The 25,552-nt window shown below is 67.8% G+C and carries 17 protein-coding genes and 1 pseudogene; 12 read left to right on the top strand and 6 right to left on the bottom strand.

From position 1 onward, the window contains the following. The first annotated feature begins 1 nt into the window (after position 1). Complete coding sequence (locus ABI214_RS03600; protein ID WP_348611238.1) at positions 2–751, top strand: pentapeptide repeat-containing protein; 750 nt, start codon at positions 2–4, stop codon at positions 749–751. 1 nt (position 752) lies between these two features. On the opposite strand, the gene ABI214_RS03595 is transcribed toward ABI214_RS03600, so the two are convergent. Next, positions 753–2,189 carry a sugar porter family MFS transporter gene (locus ABI214_RS03595; RefSeq protein ID WP_348606218.1) on the bottom strand — a complete coding sequence of 479 codons (1,437 nt, stop codon included), beginning with the start codon at positions 2,187–2,189 and terminating at the stop codon, positions 753–755. Positions 2,190–2,315: 126 nt separating this feature from the next. Here ABI214_RS03595 and ABI214_RS03590 point away from each other — a divergent pair, with 126 nt between their 5' ends. The 5 genes from ABI214_RS03590 (at position 2,316) to ABI214_RS03570 (ending at position 9,459) form a co-directional block, all read left to right on the top strand. Further along, the gene (locus ABI214_RS03590) at positions 2,316–2,684 is read left to right on the top strand and encodes an SseB family protein (protein ID WP_348606216.1); all 369 of its coding nucleotides are present in this window, start codon (positions 2,316–2,318) and stop codon (positions 2,682–2,684) included. After that, positions 2,681–3,298, top strand: a complete 618-nt coding sequence (locus tag ABI214_RS03585) for a hypothetical protein (RefSeq protein ID WP_348606214.1) — start codon at positions 2,681–2,683, stop codon at positions 3,296–3,298. The genes ABI214_RS03590 and ABI214_RS03585 overlap by 4 nt, the downstream gene beginning before the upstream one ends. A 38-nt stretch (positions 3,299–3,336) precedes the next feature. Then, entirely contained in the window at positions 3,337–8,352 is a 5,016-nt protein-coding gene (locus tag ABI214_RS03580; protein WP_348606212.1) for a putative T7SS-secreted protein, read from the top strand. Between the two features lie 2 nt (positions 8,353–8,354). Then, positions 8,355–8,750 carry an Imm50 family immunity protein gene (locus tag ABI214_RS03575; protein WP_348606210.1) on the top strand — a complete coding sequence of 132 codons (396 nt, stop codon included), beginning with the start codon at positions 8,355–8,357 and terminating at the stop codon, positions 8,748–8,750. Between the two features lie 316 nt (positions 8,751–9,066). Next, complete coding sequence (locus tag ABI214_RS03570) at positions 9,067–9,459, top strand: hypothetical protein (RefSeq protein WP_348606208.1); 393 nt, start codon at positions 9,067–9,069, stop codon at positions 9,457–9,459. A gap of 95 nt (positions 9,460–9,554) precedes the next feature. Here the strand turns inward: ABI214_RS03570 and ABI214_RS03565 are convergent, their stop codons facing one another. After that, complete coding sequence (locus tag ABI214_RS03565) at positions 9,555–10,571, bottom strand: iron-siderophore ABC transporter substrate-binding protein (RefSeq protein ID WP_348606206.1); 1,017 nt, start codon at positions 10,569–10,571, stop codon at positions 9,555–9,557. Positions 10,572–10,813: 242 nt separating this feature from the next. Here ABI214_RS03565 and ABI214_RS03560 point away from each other — a divergent pair, with 242 nt between their 5' ends. The 3 genes and pseudogenes from ABI214_RS03560 to ABI214_RS03550 all read left to right on the top strand — a co-directional run. Continuing rightward, on the top strand, positions 10,814–12,097 hold the full coding sequence (locus ABI214_RS03560; RefSeq protein WP_348606204.1) for a hypothetical protein: 1,284 nt from the start codon (positions 10,814–10,816) through the stop codon (positions 12,095–12,097). Continuing rightward, on the top strand, positions 12,097–13,518 hold the full coding sequence (locus tag ABI214_RS03555; RefSeq protein ID WP_348606203.1) for a lipase family protein: 1,422 nt from the start codon (positions 12,097–12,099) through the stop codon (positions 13,516–13,518). The genes ABI214_RS03560 and ABI214_RS03555 overlap by 1 nt, the downstream gene beginning before the upstream one ends. Positions 13,519–13,778: 260 nt before the next feature. Then, positions 13,779–16,002 (top strand): annotated as a pseudogene (locus ABI214_RS03550) (MMPL family transporter); the annotation flags it as partial. 113 nt (positions 16,003–16,115) lie between these two features. On the opposite strand, the gene ABI214_RS03545 reads toward ABI214_RS03550, so the two are convergent. The 3 genes from ABI214_RS03545 to ABI214_RS03535 form a co-directional block, all read right to left on the bottom strand. Then, entirely contained in the window at positions 16,116–18,221 is a 2,106-nt protein-coding gene (locus ABI214_RS03545; RefSeq protein WP_348606200.1) for a 3-hydroxyacyl-CoA dehydrogenase NAD-binding domain-containing protein, read from the bottom strand. Then, positions 18,222–19,439: a thiolase family protein gene (locus tag ABI214_RS03540; protein WP_348606198.1), complete on the bottom strand. Its 1,218-nt coding sequence runs from the start codon at positions 19,437–19,439 to the stop codon at positions 18,222–18,224. Between the two features lie 121 nt (positions 19,440–19,560). Further along, the gene (locus ABI214_RS03535) at positions 19,561–20,805 is read right to left on the bottom strand and encodes a ribonuclease D (protein WP_348606197.1); all 1,245 of its coding nucleotides are present in this window, start codon (positions 20,803–20,805) and stop codon (positions 19,561–19,563) included. 120 nt (positions 20,806–20,925) lie between these two features. Here ABI214_RS03535 and ABI214_RS03530 point away from each other — a divergent pair, with 120 nt between their 5' ends. Then, a complete protein-coding gene (locus ABI214_RS03530; RefSeq protein WP_348606196.1) occupies positions 20,926–21,819 on the top strand; it encodes an alpha/beta fold hydrolase in 894 nt (297 codons plus the stop codon). Here the strand turns inward: ABI214_RS03530 and ABI214_RS03525 are convergent. Continuing rightward, positions 21,764–23,191 (bottom strand): WS/DGAT/MGAT family O-acyltransferase, encoded by a 1,428-nt coding sequence (locus ABI214_RS03525; protein WP_348606194.1) that lies wholly within the window; start codon positions 23,189–23,191, stop codon positions 21,764–21,766. The genes ABI214_RS03530 and ABI214_RS03525 overlap by 56 nt on opposite strands. Before the next feature lie 117 nt (positions 23,192–23,308). Between ABI214_RS03525 and ABI214_RS03520 the strand changes: the two genes are divergently transcribed. Continuing rightward, positions 23,309–24,520, top strand: a complete 1,212-nt coding sequence (locus ABI214_RS03520) for an alpha/beta hydrolase (protein WP_348606192.1) — start codon at positions 23,309–23,311, stop codon at positions 24,518–24,520. A gap of 356 nt (positions 24,521–24,876) precedes the next feature. Then, positions 24,877–25,086, top strand: a complete 210-nt coding sequence (locus ABI214_RS03515) for a hypothetical protein (RefSeq protein ID WP_348606190.1) — start codon at positions 24,877–24,879, stop codon at positions 25,084–25,086. Positions 25,087–25,552: the final 466 nt, after the last annotated feature.

The following is a 25,552-nucleotide window of genomic DNA, read 5'->3' as shown; positions in this document are numbered from 1 at the left end:
TGTGGCGCTGCCGTTCGCGGCGTCGAGCGACTTCGCAGTCGACAAGGCCGGCGGGACGCCGTGCCGAAATCTGCTCGCCGACTTCCGCTGCGGGATCCACTCCCAATTACGGGAGCGGGGCTTTCCCGGCTGCACGGTGTACGACTGTTTCGGCGCCGGCCAGAAGGTCTCGCAGGAGACGTTCGCGGGCCGCGACTGGCGTGCTGCCCCCGACATCGCCCGCCCGATGTTCGACGTCTTCCCGGTGATGCGCCAGCTACACGAATTGTTGTGGTACATCGACGAGTCGTTGCTTATCGATACCGCGTCGCGCCTGCACGACGATCTCACCCGGTTGCGAGGGGAGACCGCCTCGCTCACGGCCTCCGACGCGACTCTGCTCGCCGGCCTCGACGTCTCCGGGCATCGGGAGCGGGTGAACGTGGTGCTGCTCGAGGTCAGCGAGCTGGCACGTGCGGCGGTGCCGGGGCGTCGCCGCAATCATCGCGGCGCGGACCTGATGGGCGCGAAGCTTGCCGGCAAGGACTTGCGGGGGGCGAACCTGCGCGGGGCATGGTTGATCGGCGCGGATCTGCGGAGGGCGGACCTGCGCAGCGCGGACCTCATCGGCGCCGATCTCCGCGGCGCCGACCTGCGCGGCGCGGACCTGTCGGACGCGTTGTTCCTCACGCAGTTCCAGGTGAACGCGGCGCGCGGCGACGGACGGACCCGGCTGCCGTCGGTGTTGTCGCGTCCGGCGCACTGGGCGTAGTTCAGCCGGCCTGTTCGAGCGTGCGGCCGCGGGTTTCGGTGACGAACCGGGTCACCACGACGATCGACAGCAGCGCCATCACGGCGTATCCGCCGTAGGTGAGCGAGAGGTTCCAGTCGGCCAGCGACGGGAAGGTGGCCGAGACGAGGAAGTTCGCGACCCAGTTGGACGCGGTCGCGATGCCGACGGCGGCGGCTCGGACCCGGTTGGGGAACATCTCGCTGATGAGTACCCAGACGACCGGTCCCCACGACAGCGCGAAGAAGAACACGAAGGCGTTCGCGGCGATCAGCGCGACGGTGCCGCCCGCACCGGTCAGGGTCGCGACCGACTCGCCCTCCGCGTTGCGGGTGATCGTTGCCGAATGGAAACAGACGGCGGCGGTGGCGAGCGACACCGCCATGCCGACAGAGCCGATCAGCAACAGCGGCCGGCGCCCGATCCGGTCGATCACGGCGATCGCGACGAACGTGCCGACGATGTTGACCAGGGCGCTGACGACGCTGATGAGCAGCGAGCGGTCCTCGCCGAAGCCGACGGCCTGCCACAGCGTGCTCGAGTAGTAGAAGATCACGTTGATGCCGACGAACTGCTGGAGGGCAGCCAGCGTGATGCCGAGCCACACGAGCCCGGCGACACCGGTGGACTTGGCGAACAGTGCCCGCACGCCCACCCGGGCGCGTTCGGCGCCGAGCGAGGTGCGGATCTCCTCGATCCGGTGCGATACGGCCTGCGGGTCGCCGCCCTCGAGTTCGCCGATGATCGCGCTGGCGTCGTCCTCGTGGCCGCACCGCACGAGGTGCCGGGGTGACTCCGGGATCGTGAACGTCATGGCCAGGTAGACGACGGCGGGAATCGACTCGATCGCGAGCATCCACTGCCAGGCCTCGATCCCGAGCAGTTCGCCGCGCCCACCGCCGGCGGCCGCGGAGATCCCGTAGTTCACCAGCTGGGAGACGGCGATGCCCAGGACGATCGCCAGTTGGTACATCGACCCGAGGCGGCCGCGGATGGAGGCGGGCGCGATCTCCGCGATGTACGCGGGCGCGATCACGGACGCGAGACCGACTGCGACGCCGCCCAATACGCGCCACAAGGTGAGGTCGACGATACCGAACGGGAACGCCGAGCCGAGGGCGCCGACGACGAAGAGTACCGCCGCGATCTGCATGACTCGGATGCGTCCGAGCCGGTCGGCGATGGTGCCCGCGACCCACGCGCCGAGCGCGGCGCCGAGCAGCGTCAGCGACACCGACAGTCCGGTCGCTCCGGCGCCGATGTCGTAGCGGTCGCGGATCGCGTTCACGGCCCCGTTGATGACCGCGGTGTCGTAGCCGAACAGGAAGCCGCCCAATGCTGCTGCGGCCGAGAACGTCACGGCCAGAACGGCCGAAGGCCGCGCTGTGGCAGGCCGGTCGCCGGAGTCGGTGTCGCTCATTGGTCCGCCCTCCTGTCGGAACGACGTCTGCAGTCGGGACGCTACGCCGAATTCATCGGTTCGGACGAGATGTGGCCGGGTAGTACTATTGCGCCGTTTCCGGGGGCTGGAACGAGGGGGAGTTCGGTGGGTGGGGGCTGCGCGGATCTCGATGCGGAGATCGACGCGTTCTACGAAGGATTCGGGCAGGCGGGCGCGCTGCACGCGGCGTTCTGTCGGGCGTCGTTGCTGGTTCCATTGACGGCCGATGGCCGCGTCTGGAGCAGCGAGATCCGCGATCTCGGATGGCTTCCCGCGTTCACCAGCGAACACGAGTTCGCCCGGCACGCGCTCGCGCGGGGAGAGCAGACCGAGGCGCGCTACCACACGCTGTTCGGCTGGCGGATCATCGAGCAGGTCCTGCCGCGCTTCGACCGGCCGACCGGGGTGGTCGTCAACGCCGGCGGCACTCGCCCGATGGCCTTTCCGCCCGATCTGGAGGCGGAGCGATCATGAGCGAGGAACTCGAGGTCGATCCTGCCGTCCTGCAACAGGCGGCGCAGGGAATCACCGCGATCATCGACTCGATGTCCGAACTCGGGATCGGTGAGACCGCCGCGGCCGGTCGCGGGTTCGCGATGCTGGCGCTGTCGCCGATGGAGGCCGGATCGCAGGCTGTCCAGAAGAGCCTCGAGGAGTACGCGGAGCGGTGGTCGTGGGGTGTGCGCCACCTCGTCCGGTCGGCGAACGAGATCGCCGAACTGCTCGATCTCCAGGCCGGGCGCTATCACATGATGGACGAGCAACTCTCGGACACCGTCAAGACCGCGTGGACTCACGTGGCGGGCAACCCGCACCTCAGCGAGGAAGAGATCAGCGAGCGGTCGTGGGGCGAGACCTTCGCGGACAACCCGATCAACGACGTACTCCATGCGGATTACAGCGGGGAGTCGTTCGACGCCGCGATGGACACGATCCGAACCAACAACGAAGTGATCTCGACGGTCGGCCCGCAGGCGCTTGCCAACGTGTCGCCGCTGGTCGCGGACGTCGTCGGCATCGACGCTGCGCCCGGCTACCACACCGGCGCTGCCGAGCAGGCAGCGTCGGTCATGAATGACCAGACCTGACCGACGGCCAGGGCTGAGGCACGGGCGGGGGAGAACAGATGGGCTATGGGTGGGACGACGTCATCGGCGGCCTGGACAAGGTCGGCGACTGGGTCGAGGACGCGGCCGAGGGGGTTGTCGAGAAGGCCGGCCAGGTGGCCGATGCAGGGCTCGACAGGTTGGCGGGTGTCGCCCGTGACTTGGGGGCGGACGGTGTCGCCGACGTCCTCACGGACCTCGGCGACCAGGTCGCGAGCATCACCGGCGGTGCGGTCGACGAGCTCGAACTCGGCCAGACCACGGATCCGCGGGAGCTGATCCGTGGCGATGCGGGGGCCGTCAACGAGGCCGTCACGACCCTGACCGAGCTGGGCACCAACATCGGATCCACGGGGACGGCGTTGCGGACGGTCGACGCCGCAGGCTGGACCGGTGAGGCCGCCGATGCGTTCCAGGCCGTCTTCGACCAGCAGCCGGGGCTGTGGCAGGACGCAGCCGACGCGATGGCATCCGCCGCGCAGACGCTGACGTGGTGGGCGAACACGATCGAGTCGGCACAGGCACGCGCGGCGGATGCGATCGAGCGTTGGGAGCGCGCCGAGCAGGAGGAGGCTGCGAGGAAGACCGCCTACAACGCGCTCAGCGGCGAGCAGCGAGCCGGGACCACCCTCGTCGACAGTTGGACGGCGATGTTCGGTGACGCCGTCGAGATCCTCCGTGGCGCGCGGGCCGAACGCGACAACGCCGCATCGCAGATCGCCGGTCAGTTGTCGGCCCTGACCGAATCGGCCCCCGAGGAGCCGCCGTTCACGCAGCGCATGGCCGCGAACCTCGGGGACCTGACCGACGTGATCGAGCACGGCAGCGTCAATTTCACGTCCGGTCTGGTCACCGGGCTCACCGGAATCGTGCAGTTCGTGCGACAGGTCAACCCCGTTGATCCGTACAACATCAGCCACCCGGCGGAGTACCTCGAGGGACTGAGCGACCTGACAACCGGTCTCGTCGTGGCCGCGGCGGATCCGGGTGCCGTAGTGGACGCGTTCCTCGCCGACGCCCGGGCCAACCCGTTCGAATTCGCGGGAGCGCTCACCGGAGACGCCCTGCTGGCGGCCGCGACGGGCGGCGCCGGCGCCGGTGTGGCCGGTGCGCGTACTTCCCTGCACGCGGTCGAGATCGCCGGTGATCTCGGGAGCGGTCTGCGGACCGCCGATCACGTGGTGGACGTGGGCAGGCATGTCCCGGCGCCCGAGGTCCCGCGGGTAGACGCGCCGAGAATCGATGCGCCGGAGATCGATTCACCATCCTTCCCGAATGGGGAGCCACACATGGGAGTCGACGATGCGCCGGCGGCGCACCACACCGACGCGGCGGCCGCGGACGGTCCCGCGCCCGAGCACGGTTCGCCCGCCGCGGGGCACGATCCGGGCGCCGCACACCCGCCGGAGGGCCCGAATCCGCGTCCTCAGGAGTTTGCCGAATCGGACTCCGGTGCGGGGCGGACCGCGGAGGACAACGGACCCGCGAGTGACCAGACGAGCAACCAGGTCACCGAGTGTCAGGACCCGGTCGATGCCGCCACCGGCGAGTTCCTGCTACCCGAAACCGATCTGACGCTGCCCGGCGTGCTGCCGCTCGTGGTCGGTCGGCGACACCGCTCGAGCTACGGGTTCGGCCGGTGGTTCGGCCCGAGTTGGTCGTCGACGATCGACATGCGGGTCGTGGTCGAGGAATCCGGTGTCACACTGCTCGCCGAGGACGGCGTGATGGTGGTCTATCCGCACCCGGAGGTGGGCGAACCCGTCCGTCCGAGACAGTCGCTCCAGCGCTGGACGCTCTCGCGGACCGAGACCGGCGGCTACGCGGTGCACGACCCGGACCGGTCGCTCACCTGGCACTTCGCCCCCAAACCCGAACTTGGTGGCGTCGATTCGGCGCTGGGCAACATCTCCATCAGCGCGATCACCGACCGGTTCCGCAACCGCATCCGGTTCCACTACGGCCCGGACGGTGCGCCGGTCGAGGTGTCCCACACGGGCGGCTACCGGGTGCTCGTCGACGCCCGCGGCGGGCGGATCGGCGCGCTGTCGGTGATCGACCCGGAGTCCGGTGGTGCCGTCGTGGTCCGCCGTTTCGGCTACGACGGCGGGCATCTGACCGCGGTCACCAACGGTTTCGGCGGTACGACCCGCTACACGTACGACGCCGACGGCCGGATGCTGTCGTGGCAGGACGCCAACGGCAACCGGATGGTCAACACCTACGACGCCGACGGACGGGTAGTGGTCCAGAACGGCACCGACGACATCATGTCCGCCCGCTTCGACTACGTGTCGACGGCCGACGGGTCGGGTTCGGTCACGGTGGTCACCGACTCGCTCGGGGCGCAGACCGCGCACGGGTTCGACAGCGACCTGCGTCAACGGGACCTGATGTCGCCGAACGGTTCTCGCACGCACACGGACTACAACGAGCGCCGCGAGCCGCTGCGCGTCACCGGTCCGGACGGGGCGGTGACCCGGTACCGTTACACCGCCGACGGCGACGTCGCACAGATCACCCGGCCGGACGGTCACTCGATCACCGTCGACTACGCCGGACCGCGAAGGCCGGTCGCCGTACACCAGGTCGACGGTACGGTCGTCCGCCAGGACTGGGACACCGCGGACAACCTGGTGGCCGTCACCGACGCCGGGGGCGCGCGGACCGAGTACACCTACCACCCGACCGGGGCGGTGTCCTCGGTCGCCGAGCCGACCGGCGCCCGCACTCTCGTGGAGTGTGACGACGCCGGGCTGCCCGTCGCCGTCACCGACCCGATGGGAGCGACGACGCGGATCACGCGCGACGCGTTCGGGCGGACCGCCTCGGTGACCGACCCGACCGGCGCGGTGACGCGACTACGGTGGTCGCCCGACGGCAAGCTCGTCGAGCGAACGCATCCGGACGCCGCGGTCGAGTCGTGGGACTACGACGGCGAGGGAAACCTCCTGCGGCACACCGATCCGGTGGGTGCCGTCACCTCGTACACGTACGGATCCTTCGATCTGTTGGCCTCGCGGACGGATCCGGACGGCTCGGTCACCGCGTACGCGTGGGACACCGAGCGGCGCCTGACGGCGGTTACCAACCCGCTTGGGCAGATCTGGTCGTACGAGTACGACGCGGACGGGCATCTGGTGGCCGAGTCCGATTTCAACGGTGCCCGAACCACGTACACGCACGATGCCGCGGGTCGCATCGCGACGGTGACGTCCGCGACCGGCGTGACGCGCCACCACTCGCACGACATCCTGGGTCGCCTGGTCGACGTCACCGCCGAGACCGGCGAGTTCCGGCGCTACACCCACGATCTGGCCGGACGGACGCTGTCGGCGGTCAGCGGTGTCGGTGGGGATCCGATCCACGCGGTCGACTTCGAGTACACGGTGGCGGGCCAGCTCGCGCGGCAGACCGTCGACGGAGCGGGCGAACTGTGCTTCGACCACGATCCGTTCGGGCGGCGCGTCGAGCGCCGTTCGCACACCGGCGGTGTCACCGGGTGGCGCTGGAACGCCGCGGGCCGCGTCGCCTCGGTGGCGGTCGACGGGCACTCGATCGCTCTCACCTACGACGCGCGCGGCGCGGTCACCGGGTGGAGAGCGGGCGAGTTGGGGGTCACCCGCGGCCACGACTCGCGCGGGCGGCTCACCACGCAGGAGGCGGTGGCGCACCCGGCGTCGTCGCTGAGCTTGGGTTTCGATTCCGGTCCAGCCTCCGCTTCGCGGGTGCTGCGGTCCGACGTGTTCGACTACCGTCCGGACGGCTATCTCGCCGGGCAGACGACGACCACCGACCGGGTGCTGCGCCGGCAGTTCGAACTGGATCCGGCTGGCCGCATTACATCCGTGGTCGACGACGGCACCGCGGTGGAGCGGTACTCGTACGACGCGTTGAGCAACATCGTGACGCAGACCGCGACGGCGGTAACCGACGACGAGGGCGGGCGCGAATACCGCGGAACGCTGCTGGTCCGGGACGGGCGAACACAGTTCCACTACGACGCCGCCGGCCGGTTGATCCGCAAGGTCACGACCAGACTGTCGCGGAAGCCGGACGTGTGGCAGTACCGGTACGACGCGTTCGACCAGATGGCCGAGGTGACGACGCCGGACGGGACGCGGTGGCGGTACAGCTACGACGCCCTGGGGCGCCGTACCGCCAAGTCACGTCTCGCCGCGGACGGGTCGGTGGCGGAACGGACCGTGTTCACCTGGGATGCAACGACGTTGGTGGAGCAGTCCACCTCCAATCGCGTCACCCGGTGGACCTATCGACCGGGAACGCACACGCCGCTGACGCAGGCCTCGGCACCGACGGCGGATCTGGCGGATCAGGTCTCGGTGGATACCGAGTTCTATGCCATCGTCTCCGACCTCGTCGGCACGCCGACCGAACTGGTCGATCCGGTGACGGCCGACGTCGCGGGGCGGTCGGCGATGTCGTTGTGGGGGAGCACGTCCTGGGCGGGCACCGCCGATACGCCGATCCGGTTCCCCGGCCAGTACTTCGACGACGAGACCGGCCTGCACTACAACCTGCACCGCTTCTACGACCCGGTCACCGCGCGCTACGCGACCATCGACCCGCTAGGACTAGCGCCGTCGCCCAATCCGAACAGCTACCCGCACAACCCGACGGTCTGGTCGGATCCGCTGGGGTTGGTACCGAAGGCATGCGAGGAGGTCAGTCGCAATGCGGCCCTGAATGAGGCAAAGCGGGATGCGGGGATTCCTCGGACTCAACACCCGTTTCAGGTAAATTCGGTAGATATGGTAGACAGATCCGAGCGAAGGATATTGGATGAAGGCGGTATGCCGATTAGAACTCGCGAATATTACTACCGTACCATCGATTCAAGTGTGATCGACCGCATGGGGGGCGATGTAGTAGTAATTCAGGAGCATAGCGCGGGTCATTATTACGGCGAGGGCGGAGTCGGAGATCAAGGCCCACATTTCAACGCTCGACCTGTCGATGACCGACGGAACGGCAACGTTCCGGGTACGCTCGACCATTATCCGTTCGGGAGGTAAGTATGGACTGGGTTGACTATCTGCACAATCCGGAAGGGATTCGTGCAGTTTTTGGTAATGAAGCCCCATCCTTGAATAACGTCGACATCAATTTTATTAGGCTGGATACCAGCGGTCCCGCTGTGGCTATCAACTTTGTGTTGGAAAAGTTCCCTGAACCGGCTCCGGCGAAATGGGTGGCTGCCGGAAAGAATGCTGTGATGCTGGAGTTGTCTTTTTTCGTTGTTGAGGATGTTTCCCTCAACGGGCTGGCTCGAAGTATGATTTGCGATCTACGGATCAGTAGGGATGCAGACGGTTTGATTGTCCTCGATATGGGGTCGATCCCCGAGATGAGGGTGGCGTCCCGGTATCTTTCGTTGGCGAAAATGGTTGCGTACGCCAGGGATGATCGCTGATTCTCCATCATTCACGTGCTGGCGGGAGGGTCTCACTTAATAGGGCATCGGCCGAATCGGTCCCTGTGCTCGACGCCCTTGCTCACCGACGTCCACGAGTCGGCGTCCTCGGCATCGAGGTCCGTCGAGAGGGATCGCAGTCGATTCCTGCGGCAGTCGCTGTCTCAGCCGACATACTGAGCAATGCTGTCTGCTCCCTTTTGGCAGGTCAGCGGTCCTTGTTGGAGTATCTCAGCCCTTTGCTCCCTTCAATCGACTCAGTGCTTTCAAGATGAGGCGTGAATCTCTATGGAATCGATGGGCGAACGATGGAGCAGTGCTGCCGCCCGGGGATCGGCACGATTTCCAGTTGACTCGGGACGACGACCGGTTGCAGTTCGGGGGCTGGTTGATGACCGATACGGCCAATCTTGTTGCTGCCGTGGAAGTCAGCCGCGAACGCTCAGCTATTTGCCTTCTGCTGCCCCTGGAATTTTCAATCGATGAACTCGAGCGACTGATCGAAGGAGTCCGCCGGGTTTCTGTCGACGGCAACTCGTTGGTGAGACATTTCGTCCCGCTTGTTCTCGAAGGCGCGAAGCTTGTTCGGGGTTTCGGGTCGTTCGACGATCGGGTGCTCGGAACCGACGTCTATGCGGAGGATGGGGTTCTCGATGCAATTCAGTTGCGTGTCGAACGCTGGATATCCGACAGAGAGGCAGAATCCTAGGTTGACAGGACGACCGCGCGCCGACACCGGACAAGATCTGGTGCCGGCGCGTTGCTGTGTTGCGGGTCAGTCGCGGTCACGTGGATGTCGCGGCGTCACGCTGCCCGCTTCGCAGCCTCGGTCAGCTGCGGGGTGAGCTGGTCGATCACCCACGGCGTCGCCAGGACGCTGGTCTGGCTCAGGCCGGCGATGATCTTGGTGTCGGACAGCGCCACCGCGGTGCCGCGCTTGACCGTGCCGAGGGAGGCGTAGGCGGGGTTCTTCGCGGCCTCGGCAGTGTCGGACACGAACACCACGACCACGTCGGCGTCGACCTCGGAGATCCGCTCGGCCGAGATATCGACGAAGAAGTTGTCGGGGTCGCTGGACGCGGCCAGCATCTCGACGCCGGGGGAGTTCACGAAGCCCAGCTGGGTGAGGATCTGGACACGCGGGTCGGTCGGCTTGTAGACGTTGACCTGCCGGTTCGTGGTGTCCAGGTTGATCACCGACAGCGTCTTGCCGGCGTACTCGGGGTGGGCGGCCGCGGTGTCGGCCAGCATCGTGTTCATGCCGTCGATCAAGTCGGTGGCCTCGTCGGACTTGCCCAACGCCTGACCGATCAGCTTCGTCTGGTCCTGCCAGGTGGTCTGCCACGCCTTGCCGGGGTACGCGACGGTGGGTGCGACGGCGGACAGCTGGTCGTAGGTGGCCTTGTCGAAGCCTTCGTAGGGCGCGAGGATCGCGTCCGGCGAGAGCGTTGCGATCGCCTCGACCGGCGTGGACGCCGCGGCGTCGAGAAGGGTCGTCTTGCTCGGATCGAACTTCTCCTGGAGCCACGGCATCACCCCGTTCGCCTCCGCGCCGTAGGTGTACTTCGGCATGCCCACCGGCGTCGCGCCGAGCGCGTACATGACGTCCTGCGCATTCCAGCCGAGGGTGACGAGGCGTTCGGGCGTCGCCTCGATCGTGCTGGAGCCGAACGTGTTCGCGATCGTGACGGGGAAAGCGCCACCCGACGAGGACGTCGATGTCGAGTCCGGGGCGGTCGACGAGCACGACGCCAGCAGTGCCGCCGCGCTGAGGGCGGCGACGGCCGTCACAACCTTGCGGCGGGTGGTGAGAGCGAACACGGAGGACTCCTTCGAGATCGAATGATAGGTGAGCCTAACCTATTCACGCCTCGTCGGAGGAAGGGGTCGCTGCGGGGTGTTCGGGTACTGGGGGTGGGACACTCGTCCCCTTTGTCGTGAACCCGGGGCAAGTGCAGTCGGAGGTATCGACGATTCCCGGCGATTTGAACCCGTCGGTAAGTAATGTCGGTGGAGATCGAGCATGTCGGGGTGGCCATCGTCGAGTGAGCCGTGGGGGCGACATGAGTGCTGGATTGGGGAAACGCTGGACTTCGCGTGCGTCCGTCGCGGGCGTGGTGGGGGTGCTGGCGGCAACGGCGATGACGATCGGGGGAGCGGTGACGGCACCAGCGGCCGCGTCCGAGACGGGCGTCGACCAGTATCTGAACCTGCCGATGATCAACCGGGATGCGGCGCACGGTCCGGGCGGCGTCAATCCGGCGCTGCCCACCGATCGCGCGACGCTCGCCCGAATCCTGGACGAGGCCCGCGCGAGCGGCGCAGCGCCACGTGAATACCAGGCACTGTTGTTCCAGTACTGGCTGGTGGAGGCCACCGACGTCGCCGGAATCGATCTGGCGGCATGGGATCCGCGCGCCGGGGTGGCGGTGAACCGGGAGAACCTGGTCAAGTCGTATCGCCTCTACGAGGACCTGCAACTGGCGCGCCGGGAACTGCAGTGGGCGGGAATGGGCGGCATGGTCGGTGCCGACTTCGGTGGCGGGCTCATCGACTTCGATCTCATGACGACCGCGTACGACCTTCCGCAGCTCCAGCAGTCCGCTCGGGCCGTCGTCGCGGCCGCCACCGACGTCGCGGGACCGGGGATCGTCGACTCACTCCCGGACGGGCTGCGCGCACTGGCCGATGCCGGAAGCGAAATCACCAGCGAGGACCTGCATTTCATCCTCGGAATGATCATGGTGATGCAGAAGAACATCTTCTCCGACCTGATGCCGATGCACCGTGCCTACGTCACCGGTGGGCTCCCCGCCCTCGCGGAGATGCAGCGCGCGGGACTCTTCGGTGACGACATCATGGCCGCGTGGCGCGACATCGCCTCGGGGAACCCGGATCGGATCGCGCGCGGCAACGGTGCGCTGTTGCAGCGTGAGCAGGGAGTGATAATCCGGGAGCAGTGGGACACCGTCCGCAACTACAAGGACACTGTCGGACAGGCTATTACGTACCTGTCCACCGTGGCCGGGTCGCCGTCGGTGGCCGGTGTGCTCCCGCCACGCTCGTTCCGTCCGATCGAGGTGAGCACACGCCTGCCCGACGGACGCAGCGCCACCGTCACCAGCCCACTGCCGGCATGGAACTGGTCCGTCTACGAGGAGCGATGGGACTACATCACCACCCAGCTGCTGCCGAAGTACAAGAACATGGTCGAGAACGATTGGACGCAACTGGAATCCGAGCTTCGCGTGCCCTACGACACGCAGCTCGAAACGCATCGGCCCCTGCTCAACGTTCTGCAGATCATGCAGTCCGCTCTGAACAACACGAGAGTGACGGTGTCCTGATGGCATCCAGCGTGACGCGTCGTCGTCGGCTACCCGCGGCAGCGAGGGTCCTGTCCTGTGTAGCGGTGGCCACCGCGGCGATGATGGTGGTTCCCGTGGCCGCGTCCGCCGAGTCGTCGGCTGGGTCGTCGTCGGCATCGTCGGACGGGTCATCGTCGGCGCAGGGCCAGCCGGCGGTGCGGACACCGCGGCCGAACGAGGTGTTCAACGGATTCGTCGTCGGTGCACTCGATTCCGGGACGGCCGCGTCGCGCGTCGAGGCGTTCAAGGCGCTGACCGCGCGAGACCCCTTCTACGACGAACCCCGGCTGACGGGGGCGGAGCGGCCGGGCACCCTGCTGAAGGTCAAGCCGGTCGACGTGATGTTCCTCGGCTACCAGCCGGGCAGCATCGACGCCTACAAGCTGATGTACGTGACCACCGGCCTCGACGGGACCACGCCCGAGATCAGCACCGGCATCGTGATGATCCCGGTCGACGGCACGCCCGCGTCGGTGAAGAAGGTGATCAGCTACCAGGAGGCCAACGACAGCGTCGGCGCGTACTGCCATCCGAGCAGCCAGTGGACGGGCCGGAACCCGCTCGACGGCTCGGCGTGGTCTGCGCTCGGACCGCTGGCGCTGATGTTCGGCAAGGGCTACGCGGTGGTCATCTCCGACGTCGGCAACGACGCCGATACCGACCCACACGGTGTCTTCGCCGGAAAGTACGCCGGCCACGCCCAACTCGACGCGGTGCGTGCCGCCCTGTCGGCGCCGAGCACGGGGTTGAGCGCAGGCGCCCCGGTCTCGCTGTTCGGTGTCGCGGGCGGTGGCGTCGGTGCCGGCTTCGCAGCCGAGTCGCAGGCGCAGTACGCCCCGGAGTTGAACGTTCGCTCCACCGTCCTCGAGGGCATGGTGGTCAACCAGCGCAACTTCATGCGGACGGCCGACGGGTCGATCGGATCCGGGTTCGCCTTCGCCACGCTGCTCGGTCTGGAGCCGAAGTACCCACAGATGCGCATCGACGAGAAGCTGAACCCCGTCGGCAAGGCACTGGCGGCCGCGTATCGGACGCAGTGCCAGACGCCCGCGTACTTCACGGCGCCGTTCGTTCCGCTCGAGACACTGTTCGTCGGTGGACAGAGCCCGGCCGACATCCCCGCGTTCCAGCCCGTCTACGACGACAACCTGCTCGGAACCAAGGCTCCGAGGTCGAAGGTCCTCATCACGTCGTGCGCGAAGGACGACTCGCCGATGTCTCTCGTGCCGGCGAAGGACTCACGCGAACTGGTGGAGAAGTACCGGGCCGGCGGAACCGACGTGACGTACGCGCCCAGCGACTGCAGCATGGGGCGGATGCTCACCGACCTCTACGGGTGGGGCACCGACCTGTTCGGGATGCAGACCATCGACTGGATCGAACGGAACTTCGCCGAATGAGCCACACGCTATTCGAGAACGAGAGGAGGTGACCGACGTGGTCGACGCCATGCTCACCGGGAGCGGCTACATGTTCTCCCTGGGACCTGTTGCGTTTCTCGAAGCCTTCGGACGCATCTTCGGATCCTGACCGAGAGTTGTCGGTTGCCTCCGAGGCGCCCACGGCGGAGCGCGATGTGAGGGTCTGCGCTCGAAGGGGTGATGGGGCAACCGCTCTCGTCCATCGTTGCGCTGCCCGTCGGGCGCTGAGGAGTTGATACGTGTTTGCTCGCTGGGGGGATCTCGTCTATCGAGCCCGCTTCACCGTTCTCGCCGTGATGGTGGCCGGGCTGTTGGCGCTGGGCGCCTACGGCTCCGGCCTGGGTGCGCACCTCAGTCAGAGCGGCTTGGACGATCCCGGTTCGGAGTCCGTGGCCGCCGCGAGACTCGCGGACGGCACGTTCGGGCGTGACACCACGGGTGACGTCGTGGCGATGTACACGGCACCGGAGGGCAAGACCGTCGACGACCCGGCGTTCGGCGCGAAGGTGTCCGACAGCCTGCAGCGTCTGGTCCAGAACCACCCCGACCAGGTCGCGAAGGTCAACGCCAGCTATTTCGCGGTGCCGAACGCCCCGCGCGTGGCGTCGCTGGCGAGCAAGGACAAGGCGCACGCGATCGCGAGTATCGCGCTGAAGGGCGACAACGACACCGCGATCACCAACAACTTCCGGGAGATCCGGGACGCGTTCGTGATCGACAGTGTCGAGGTCCAGCTCGCCGGCATGCAGCCGGTCGCGAGCGCCATCAACGACACGATCGCGAGCGACATCCACCGGATGGAGGTTCTCGCGATCCCGGCGGTCGCGGTGCTGCTGTTCTTCGTGTTCGGTGGTGTCATCGCCGCAGCGCTGCCGCTGATCGTCGGCGGACTGACCATCGTCGGCGCCAACGGCATCGTGCGGGTGCTCACGCATTTCACCGAGGTCAACTCGTTCGTCGAGTCGGTGGTGTCGCTGATCGGTCTGGGTCTGGCAATTGATTACGGCCTGTTCATCGTGAGCCGGTTCCGCGAGGAACTGGGCGACGGCTACGACACCCGCACGGCCGTTCGTCGCACCGTGATGACGGCCGGTCGGACGGTGCTGTTCTCGGCAACGATGATCGTCGCGAGTCTCGGTGGGCTGCTGTTGTTCCCGCAGGGCTTCCTGAAGTCGATGGCGTACGGAGCGATCGCGACGGTGCTGTTGGCGGCGTTCGCGTCGGTGACGGTGTTGCCGGCGATCCTGAGCATCCTGGGCCGGCGGATCGACAAGTTCGGGCTCGAGCGATTCGGCCAGATCAGGTCGACCGAGGAGATCGAGGCCGGCATGTGGGGCCGGCTGACGGTCTGGGTGATGCGCAACCCGCTCAAGGTCACCGTCCCCATCGTGATCGGGTTGTTGCTGCTGATGACCCCGTTGACGGGTATCAAGTTCGGTGGCATCAACGAGGAGTATCTGCCGAGCGACAACCCGACCCGCGTCGCGCAGGAGCAGTTCGACGAACTGTTCCCCGGCAACCGCACCGAGCCGGTCAAGCTGGTGATCCGAGGCGCCGAGGGCGCGCAGGTGGGCCAGATCATCAAAGCGGCAAGCGGCGCACCGGGTCTGGTCGAGAAGTTCTCTGTCACCGGACCGGCGAAGGACGGCGTCCAGGTCCTCAAGGCGGGCCTGGTGGACCGCAACGACTCGGCACCGACCATCGACTACCTGCGGTCGATGGACGTCCCCGACGGTGTGCAGGTGCTGGTCGGCGGCACGCCGGCGATCGAGCAGGACAGCATCGGCGCGCTGCTCGACAACCTCCCGCTGATGGTGGTGACGGTCGTGAGCCTCACGATCCTGTTGATGTTCCTGGCGTTCGGGTCGCTCGTGCTGCCGATCAAGGCCGTGCTGATGAGCGCGCTGGGTCTCGGCGCGACACTCGGCATCCTGACGTGGATCTTCATCGACGGCCACGGCGCCGGAGTGTTGAACTTCACGCCCGGGCCGATCACATCGCCGATGCTTGTCCTCATCGTCGCGATCATCTACGGCCTCTCGATCGACTACGAGGTGTTCCTCCTCTCCCGCATGGTCGAAGCCAGGGCGCGGGGCGCGAGTACGACGGAGGCCATCCGAGTCGGCACCGCGCACACCGGCCGCATCATCACCGCCGCGGCGCTGATCCTGATCGTGGTCACCGGTGCGTTCGGGTTCTCCGATCTGGTGATGATGAAATACATCGCGTACGGCATGATCGCGGCGCTGATCATCGACGCGACGCTGATCCGCATGTTCCTCGTCCCCGCGGTGATGACACTCCTGGGCGACGACTGCTGGTGGGCCCCGGCGTGGATGAAGCGCATTCAGAAGAAGATCGGGCTCGGTGAGCCGGTCCTCGAGTCCGAACTGATTCGGGACGACGTGCGCGACCCGGCGGCCGCCGGCGCCGCGGATGCCTCCCAGTCGGAAGTTGTCCGCACACGGGAGCCGCTCTCCGAGGATGCGATCTCCTGACCGGTTCCCGCCGACGAGAAGAGGAGCGCGTCCCCGGATTTCCGGGGACGCGCTCCTCTCGTGGATCGACGGGTCGCGCTAGACGCTCGCGACGCCCTTCGCCAGGAACGGCTTGCCGTTCACGGCGTCCGAGGTGCCGGTGCGGTCCAGGTACGGCGTGATGCCGCCGTTCCAGAAGCCGAAGCCACCACCCAGGATCAGGCACAGATCGATGTCCTCGGGGGCGGCGACGACGCCCTCCTCGAGCATGATCCGGATCTCCTCGGCGAACGCGCGGCGGGTGCGCTCGAGCACCTCCTCGGCGGTCGACGGCTTGTCGCCCTGCTGCCACAGTGCCGCGACCTCGGGGTCGACGACCTGGCCCTTGTCGGTCCAGGTCCACACGCCGGGCTTGCGCGCCTCGACGATCGCCTCGAGTCCCGGCGACGGCTTGAACCGCTCCGGGTAGGCGGCGTTGAGGGTCTCGCCGGTGTGCAGCGCGATGGCCGGGCCGACGAGCGCGAGCAGCGTGAACGGCGTCATCGGCATGCCGAGTTCGGCGATCGCGTTGTCCGCGACGTCGAAGGGGGTGCCCTCGTCGACCGCGTTCATGACCTCGCCGAGGGCGCGGATGAGCAGGCGGTTGAACACGAAGCCGGGCAGGTCCGCGCAGCCGACGGCCGACTTCTTCAGTGCCTTCGCGGTGGCGAACGCCGTTGCGAGCGTGGCGTCGTCGGTCTGCTCGCCCTTGATGACCTCGAGCAGCGGGAGCACCGCGACCGGGTTGAAGAAGTGGAAGCCCACGACACGCTCGGGGTGCTTCAGGTCCGCGGCCATCTCGGTGATCGACAGCGACGAGGTGTTGGTCGCGAGCACGGTCTCGGGGGAGATGTGCTCCTCGAGTTCGGCGAACACCTTCTTCTTGACGTCCATGTTCTCGAAGACCGCCTCGATGACGAAGTCGGTCTTCGCGAACGCGGCCTTGTCGAGCGAGCCGGACACGAGCGCCTTGAGGCGGTTCGCGCCGTCCTGCGACAGCCGGCCTTTCGCCTGCAGCTTGTCGATCTCGCCGTGCACGTAGCCGACGCCCTTGTCGATGCGCTCCTGGTCGATGTCGGTGAGGATCACCGGCACCTTGAGCTGCTTGACGAACAGCATTGCCAGCTGGCTCGCCATCAGGCCCGCGCCGACGATGCCGACGCCGGTGATCTTGCGCGCCAACGACTTGTCCGGTGCGCCGGCCGGGCGCTTGGCCCGCCTGTTCACCAGGTCGAACGCGTACAGGCCCGCGCGGAGCTCGTCGGTCATGAGCAGGTCGGCGAGCGCGTCGTCCTCGGCTGCGAACCCCGCGTCGAGGGACTTCGAGTCGGCGAGGTCGGTGGTGCGGGCCAGCTCGAGCAGCTCGACCGTGCGCACCGCGCCCGGCGCGTTGTTCTTGGTCTTGCCCTCGACGATGGCCTTGGCCCGCGCGATGGCCTCGTCCCAGCCGGCGCCGCGGTCGATCTCCGGGCGGGCCGGGGTGATGTCACCGGCGAGCACCTGCGCCGCCCAGGAGAGGGACTGCTCGATGAAGTCGGCCGAACCGAGCACGACGTCGGCGATGCCGAGCTCGAGCGCCTTCTTCGCATTGATCATCTTGCCGTTGTTGAGCGGGTTCTCGATCGCGACGGTGACGGCATTCGACGGCCCGATCAGGTTGGGCAGCAACTGCGTTCCGCCCCAGCCGGGGACCAGGCCCAGCATCGCCTCGGGCAGGCCCAGGGCGCCGACGTTGTCAGCGTACGTCCGGTAGTGGCAGTGCAGACCCACCTCGAGGCCGCCGCCGAGGGCGACACCGTTCACGAACGCGAACGTCGGGACCTCGGACTCGCGCAGGCGGCGGAACACCTTGTGTCCCAGGCGGCCGAGTTCGAGACCCTGCTCACGCGAGGTGATCGACGGGACGCCCTTGAGGTCGGCGCCGGCGGCGAAGATGAACGGCTTGCCGGTGACGGCGATCGCGGCCGGCTTGGCGGCGAACGCTTCGTCGAGCGCCTTGTCGAACGACAGCAGCCCGCGGGGGCCGAACGAGTTCGGCTTGGTGTGGTCGAAGCCGTTGTCGAGCGTGATCAGCGCCACCGGGCCGTCGATGCCGGGAACCGAGACCAGCTTGGTGAAGGCGTTGGTGACGACCTCGTCGGCGAAAGCGTTTGCGATGTCGGTCATTTACTTGACTCCCGCCTCGTAGTCGGCATGGTTGGGGTTCTCCCAGATGACGGTGCCGCCCATGCCCAGACCGATGCACATCGTGGTCAGGCCGTAGCGGACGCCCGGGTTCTGCGCGAACTGGCGCGACAGCTGCGTCATGAGGCGCACACCGGACGAGGCGAGCGGGTGACCACACGCGATCGCGCCGCCCCACTGGTTGACCCGCGGGTCGTCGTCGGCGATGCCGAAGTGCTCGAGGAACGCGAGAACCTGCACGGCGAACGCCTCGTTGATCTCGAACAGCCCGATGTCGTCGATCGACAGGCCGGTCCGGGCGAGCAGCTTCTCGGTGGCGGGCACCGGGCCGATGCCCATGACGGCGGGGTCGACGCCCTGGAAGGCGAAGCCGACCATGCGCATGCCGATCGGCAGGCCCAGCTCGGTGGCGGTGTCCTCGCCCGCGAGAATCGCGGCGGTGGCACCGTCGTTGAGGCCCGCGGCGTTACCGGCGGTGATGCGGCCGGCGGGGCGGAACGGGGTCTTGAGCTTGGCGAGGTCCTCGAGCGTGGTGCCCGGGCGCGGCGGCTCGTCCTCGGTGGCCAGGCCCCAGCCCGCCTCCGAGCGGGTCGCGACCGGCACCAGGGTGTCGGCGATGTAGCCGGCCTTCTTGGCGGCCTCGTACTTGTTCTGCGACGCGACGGCGTAGGCGTCGGTGCGCTCCTTGGTGATCGTCGGGAACCGGTCGTGCAGGTTCTCGGCGGTGTTGCCCATCACCAGCGCGCTGGGGTCGACCAGGCGGTCGGCGAGGAAGCGCGGGTTCGGGTCGGCGCCCTGGCCCATCGGGTGTCGGCCCATGTGCTCGACGCCGCCGGCGATGACGACGTCGTACTGGCCGAAGCCGATGCCCGACGCGGTGGTGGTGACGGCGGTCATCGCGCCGGCACACATGCGGTCGATCGCGAAGCCGGGCACTGTCTCGGGCAGGCCCGCGAGGATCGCGGACGTGCGGCCGATGGTCAGCCCCTGGTCGCCGGTCTGCGTGGTCGCGGCGATCGCGACCTCGTCGACCCGGGCGGGATCGAGCTGAGGATTGCGGCGCAGGAGCTCGCGGATGGCCTTGACGACCAGGTCGTCGGCGCGCGTCTCGGCGTAGATCCCCTTCGGGCCGGCCTTGCCGAACGGCGTGCGGATGCCGTCTACGAAGACGACGTTTCTCTGGTTAGCGGAAGCAGCCACGCTGGATTCCTCCTGGCGGGAACGATGCGGTCACGGCGGGTCCGAAGACCCGACAGGCACCACTGTAGCGCTAATTACCCGTCAGTAACATGTGGGGCGGCGGATGGGGGGTCTCCGCTGGTCAGGGCTTCGCCTGGACGGCCTCCGCGAGGACCGGCACGGTCAGTTCGCGCTGCCACGGGCGCGCGCCCGCCGCGGCGAGCACGCCGTCGATCGTCGCCGTCGTGCCTGCGTCCGCGTCCGGCCCGACGGCCGGCGGCTCCCAGCACACGCGCCGCACCAGTTCCGGGCTGAGCAGGTTCTCGACGGGCACGTGGACCCGCTCGCTCAGTTCGGCGATACCCGCCTTGGCCGCGGCCAGACGGGCGGCGGCCTCGGGGTCGCGCTTGGCCCAGCGGCTCGGCGGCGGTGGACCGGTGAACGGCTGGTTGACCGGCGGGAGTTCGGTCTGCGGAAGGGTGCGGGCGCGTTCGAGCGCGGAGAGCCACAGCCGCGACGACCGGCGCTGGCGCGGGCCCCCGAACACGGGCAGCGCCCGCAGCGTGTCGATGCTCTTGGGGTCGGCACTCGCGGCCGCGACGATCGCAGAATCCGGCAGGATCCGGCTGGGGGAGATGTCGCGCTTGCGGGCGACCTCGTCGCGCGCGGTCCACAGCTCGCGGACTGCCGCCAGCTGGCGGGGGCTCTTGAGGCTGTGGATCTGCGACGTGCGGCGCCAGCGTTCGGGCTTGGGCTGGGGCGGCCCGGCCAGTCGGACGTGTTCGAACTCCTGCTCCGCCCACTCGGTCTTTCCCTGCGCGGCAAGCTCTTTCGCCATCGCCTCGCGCAGCTCGAGGAGGACCTCGACATCCAGGGCCGCGTAGTTGAGCCACGCGTCCGGAAGGGGCCGGGTGGACCAGTCGGCCGCGCCGTGCCCCTTGCGCAGCTCCAGCCCGAGCGTGCGTTCGACGATCGCCGCCAGCCCGACACGCTCGAAACCGGCTAGGCGCCCGGCCAGTTCGGTGTCGAACAGTTTCGCGGGCGCGAGTTCGAGTTCGGCCAGGCACGGCAGGTCCTGGTCGGCGGAGTGCAGCACCCATTCGAGGTCGTTGATCGCATCCCGGAGCGGCGCGAGGTCGCCGGCGGTCGGGATGGGGTCGAGCAGGAACGAGCCGGCGCCGGCGCGGCGCAACTGCACGAGGTAGGCGCGCGAGGAGTAGCGGAACCCCGACGCGCGCTCGGCGTCCACCGCGAGGGGGCCGGTGCCCGCGGCGAGTCGCTCCGCCGCGTCGCGCACGCCCTCGGCGGTCTCGATCACCGGCGGAACGCCGTCGGCCGGGACGAGGAGTGGCACGGGGGCGGAAGCGGGCTCGGGGGTATCTGGCATAGGGGGCAACTCTACTGGTGGCGAGGAAGTGTGGATGCGATCTCGCGTTGACATTCGGGCGATTTCCGGTAATTGTGTCAAATGTTGGACAAGTGACCAAGGCCACGCGACGCGTCGGCTGTGGCACTCGTCTCGACGATCGGATCGGAATGGGGGAAGTCGATGCTCAATCTCGCGGCCGCCGTGGCTCCCGTCGGCGCAGTCCCGGTCGGATCGATGGTGGAACTGCCCGGTCGCGGGTCCACGTACGTCATCGATACCGGCGACTCTGCGGAGCACGACGGCAAGCCGACGCTCGTGCTCCTGCACGCGCTGGCCTGTACCGGATCGCTGACGTGGTACCCGGCGATCGACAAGCTCGCCCGGAAGGCGCGTGTGGTGATCCTGGACCAGCGCTGGCACGGCCGCGGGATCCGGTCCCGCCGATTCACCCTCGAGGACTGCGCCGACGACGTCGTCGCACTCGCCGACGTGCTGGGCATCGACCAGGTGGTCCCGGTCGGGTACTCGATGGGCTCGCTCGTCTCACAGCTCGTCTGGAAGCGGCACCGCGAACGGGTCGCCGGTCTCGTCCTGTGTGCGGGCGCGGCGCATTTCAAGCGGAACTCGCGTGAGCGAGTCGCGCTCGAGTCGCTGAGCTACAGCCTGGGCGCGCTCAGGCCGCGGCCCGGTCCCGTACCCGCCGGCGGTCCCATCCTCGGTGGCGACCGGGTGTGGGCGTACTCGCAGTTCCGCGAGACCAGCTACGGCGCGATCGGCCGCGCGACAGCCGAGATCGGCAAGTTCGACTCGACCGCCTGGGTGGGCGACATCGACGTCCCGACCGCGGTTGTGGTGCCGACCAGGGACATGATCATCCCGCCGCGGCGCCAGCGCTGGCTCGCCCGCCAGATCGCCGGCGCCGCAACGTACGAGGTGGACTGCGGTCACTCGTCGTGCGTCATGAACGCGGGACCGTTCACCGAGGGACTGCTGGCTGCTTCTTCTTCCGTGCTTGCGCGCGTGCGGCCTTGACCAGTTCGGCGAGAGCCTCGGGGAACGCGTCCGCCAGATCCCACAGGTGCGGTGCCAGTTCCTTGCACGAGACGAGACCCACGTCGACCCGTCCCTCGAGCGACATCACCGTCACGTTGAGGCCGGCGCCGTGGAAGACGGGTCCGAGCGGGTACATCTGCTTGATGCGCGCGCCCAGGAAGTACAGCGGCATCGGCGGGCCGGGCACGTTCGAGACCACGAGGTTGTGCACCACGGGGTGACGCTCGGCCAGCTTCAGCTTGGAGTACACGCGCATCGCGCTGCCGAACGTGGCCGGCGCCGCGAACTGTGCCCAGTCCTGCAACAGCGTCGCGCCCAGCGCCTCGTTGTGGTGGTCCTTGTTAATGGCGTTTCGTTCGGCGACGGTGTGCAGCCGCTCGACGGGGTCGGCGACGTCCGTGCCGAGCTGCGTGAACATGACCGAGATCTGGTTGGTGCCGGGCCGATCGGACTTGTCGTGGACGGAGACCGGCACCGTCGCGACCAGTGAGCTGTCGGGGAGCTCTTCGCGGTCCTCGAGGTACCTGCGGAGCGCACCGGCGCACAGCGTGAGCACGACGTCGTTGACCTTGACGCCGAAGGTGTTCTTCACGAACTTGACGTCGTCGAGGCTCAGCTCGGTGTACGCGATGGTCCGGCGACCGGTGATCGCACCGTTGAACGACGTCCGCGGCGCGGTGAACGGCGTCGGCATCGCCTCGCCCTTGCGGGCCCGCCCGATCCACCGGGGGAGCAGCGTCACGCTGTCCGGAAGCAGCTTCACCATCTTGAGCGGTCGCGACGCGAACGACATCAGGCCGTTGACGGCGATGTCGAGCGAGCTGGCGCGGCCGGCGCCCTCGGGCAGCTGGTCGAATTCGGGTCGGGGAGCGTCGGGTTCGAGGCCGCAAAGCTGAGACATCAGATTCGAGCCGGTGACGCCGTCGACGTTCGCGTGGTGCATCTTCGACATCACGGCGACGGAGCCGTCGTCGAGGCCCTCGATGACGAACATCTCCCACAACGGGCGGGAGCGGTCCATCGGCTGGCTGGCGATCGAGCTGCACAGCTCGGACAGCTCGTCACGGCCACCGGGGGCGGGGACGGCGATCCGGTGGAAGTGGCGATCGATGTCGAAGTCGGTGTCGTCGACCCACACGGGATGGTCGAGGTTGAACCGGGTGTCCTTCAGTCGTCGCTTGAAACTCGGCATGGCTTTCACGCGAATCGCGAGTTCGTCGCGCAGTTTCGCGAAAGAATAGCCACCGGGGATCGTGGACCCGTCGAGGATGATCAGGCCGCACACGTGGAGCATCTGGGTGGGGGTCTCGAGGTAGAGGAAGCTGGCGTCCATTCCACTTAGTCTCTCCATGCAGCTAACGGTAGAACCTGTTCTAGATTGACGCGGGCGATGTGAGAAAGGTCATGGTTGAATGGGTTAATGACGCACAGAAACCGGTTCCTGTTACGGCAGTTGGCAAATGCGGCAATGACGGCAAATGCGCTGCGGCCCGTCCCGGGCATGCCGTTGTCGGTGCCGACGTTCCTCTCCGGCTGGCTCACCGCGGAGCTTGCTCCGCAGTTGCTCGCGACCACCGTGGCCGACGCCGCGATCCACGTGGCGCGCCGGGGAATTCGTACGCGCGGTGACGTTGCCGGGTTGGCGGCCGCGGGGCTGTCGACCGCAGGACTGGCCGCGGTGATCGCGACCGGACGTGGGGCGCGGGCGGAGGTCGAGTCGGCGCTGACGTCGGCGCTGGGACCCGACTACCGATCCGTCGCGGGGCGTCCGGCGGCTGTCGCCGACGTGTCGTGGCGTCAGCTGGCGTTGCCGTTCCGGATGCGGCGCCCCGACGTCGTGCGGGTTCCGAATCGGGCCTACGCGCCCGGCGGGACCCGGTTCCGGGTCGACATCTATCACCGCCGCGACACCCCGGCCGACGCGCCGATCCTCCTGCAGATCCACGGCGGTGGCTGGGTCATCGGCAGCAAGGACCACCAGGGGATCCCGCTGATGCTGGAGATGGCCTCCCGTGGGTGGGTGTGCGCCGCGATCAACTACCCGCTCTCGCCGAAGGCGGTGTGGCCGGCGCACCTGGTCGCGATCAAGCGGGCGGTGGCGTGGCTGCGCGCGAACGCGGCGACCTACGGCGGCGACCCCGGTTTCGTCGCGGTCACCGGCGGATCCGCGGGCGGTCACCTGGCCGCGATGCTCGCGCTCACCGAGGGGGACCCGGCCCTGCAGCCCGGGTTCGAGGACGCCGACACATCGGTGCAGGCGTGCGCGCCGCACTACGGCGTCTACGACTTCGCGGGGGAGACCGGGATCAAGGCGACCCGCCAGCGGGTGGAGTCCGGCCTCATGCCGATGGTCCTCGGCAAGAACGCGCGATTCCCGGAGGACTACGAGGCCGCGTCGCCGCTGAACCACCTGCGGCCGGACGCGCCACCGTTCTTCGTCGTCCACGGCATCAGCGATTCGTTCATCCCGGTCGCCGAGGCGCGCGAGTTCGTCCGGCGGCTGCGCGAGGTATCGGAGAATCCGGTCGCCTTCGCGGAACTGCGCGGGGCGCAGCACGCCTTCGACATCTTCCCGTCGATCCGCAGCGCCGCCGTGGCACAGGGCGTCGCCGACTTCCTGGACTGGACGCGGGCCCAGCAACTCTCGGGTGCAGTGACCGCCACCGAGGCGGCGGGCTAAGCATCGCGGATGTGCTTTCATGCGAGGTGCTTGATCCCCTTTACGGTCTGATTCTGTTGGAACGGGACCCTGACGGCTCGCGGGTAACGGTCTCCGGCGATTCGATACCGACAGCGTCGATCAACCGCACGAGCGACACGGCAGTTCGGTCCGATGTGCCGATCGGCACCCGTGACGGTGGGCAACTCCGGATGACGCTCGACGGCAACGAGTTTGACGTCCAGCCGTCCCTCGGCCGATTCTCCCGCCGCTCCTACCGTGTCGAGGTGACCGGGTACGGACACTCGTGGCTCTTCACCCCCGCATCTCCGACTGCTCACCGGCTTGTTCAAGGTTCGCGGTATACAGGGCACAACATGATCGGCATGTTCACCGCGGACGACGATGTGGTGACAGTCGAGTGGGCGCAGGAGGTGCGGTTTGCCGGCGCGGCTGCGCGCAAGGTGGATTCGGCGCCGTTGGACTGCGCGCTCGGCTACCTGTTGGCCGCCGCTTTCGGTACCGGCGCCCAACTGATGCTGGCCGCGATCGTGACCGGCGCGACGGGCGCACTGTTTCCCGGCTGATCCGTCGGCCATAGCGGTTCTGTGAGCGTGGCGAACCGCTTCCAATTGTCGGATGCCTACGAACCCCGCGAGGCGGGGTGCTGGCCTGACTAAGTTGTGTGACGAGCAGAAGTGTCTCGTCAGACGCGTGCACGAGGGGAAACGGAATGGGTGGGCAAGTTCGGAAGTGAGTTCTCATCGCGGTAGCGGGTAGTGCTGTCTTGATGACGGCGTGTGGAACTCCGCCGCCGAGTTCCGAAAGTGGAGTTGCCAGTCAGGCCGGTGCCCAGGATGGGGAGCGGGCCCACATCGTTCCAGAGGGACCGAACCCGGACTTCGGCATCAGCCTGGTCTCCGACGCTCTCCTTGGGGGCGCTGAGGCCACCCCGATTCGGTCGTACAGCCGGGCAGGTGCCAGCGACGATCAAGTAATCGTTCACTTCATGCCAAGCACACGAGGATGTTTGGGGGCTCGCACGTCAGTGGT

This window comes from Prescottella soli (genome assembly GCF_040024445.1).
GTDB classification, from domain to species: Bacteria; Actinomycetota; Actinomycetes; order Mycobacteriales; family Mycobacteriaceae; genus Prescottella; species Prescottella soli.
The sequence above is the reverse complement of the archived record's forward strand: the minus strand, read 5'-3'. Positions and strand labels throughout refer to the sequence as shown.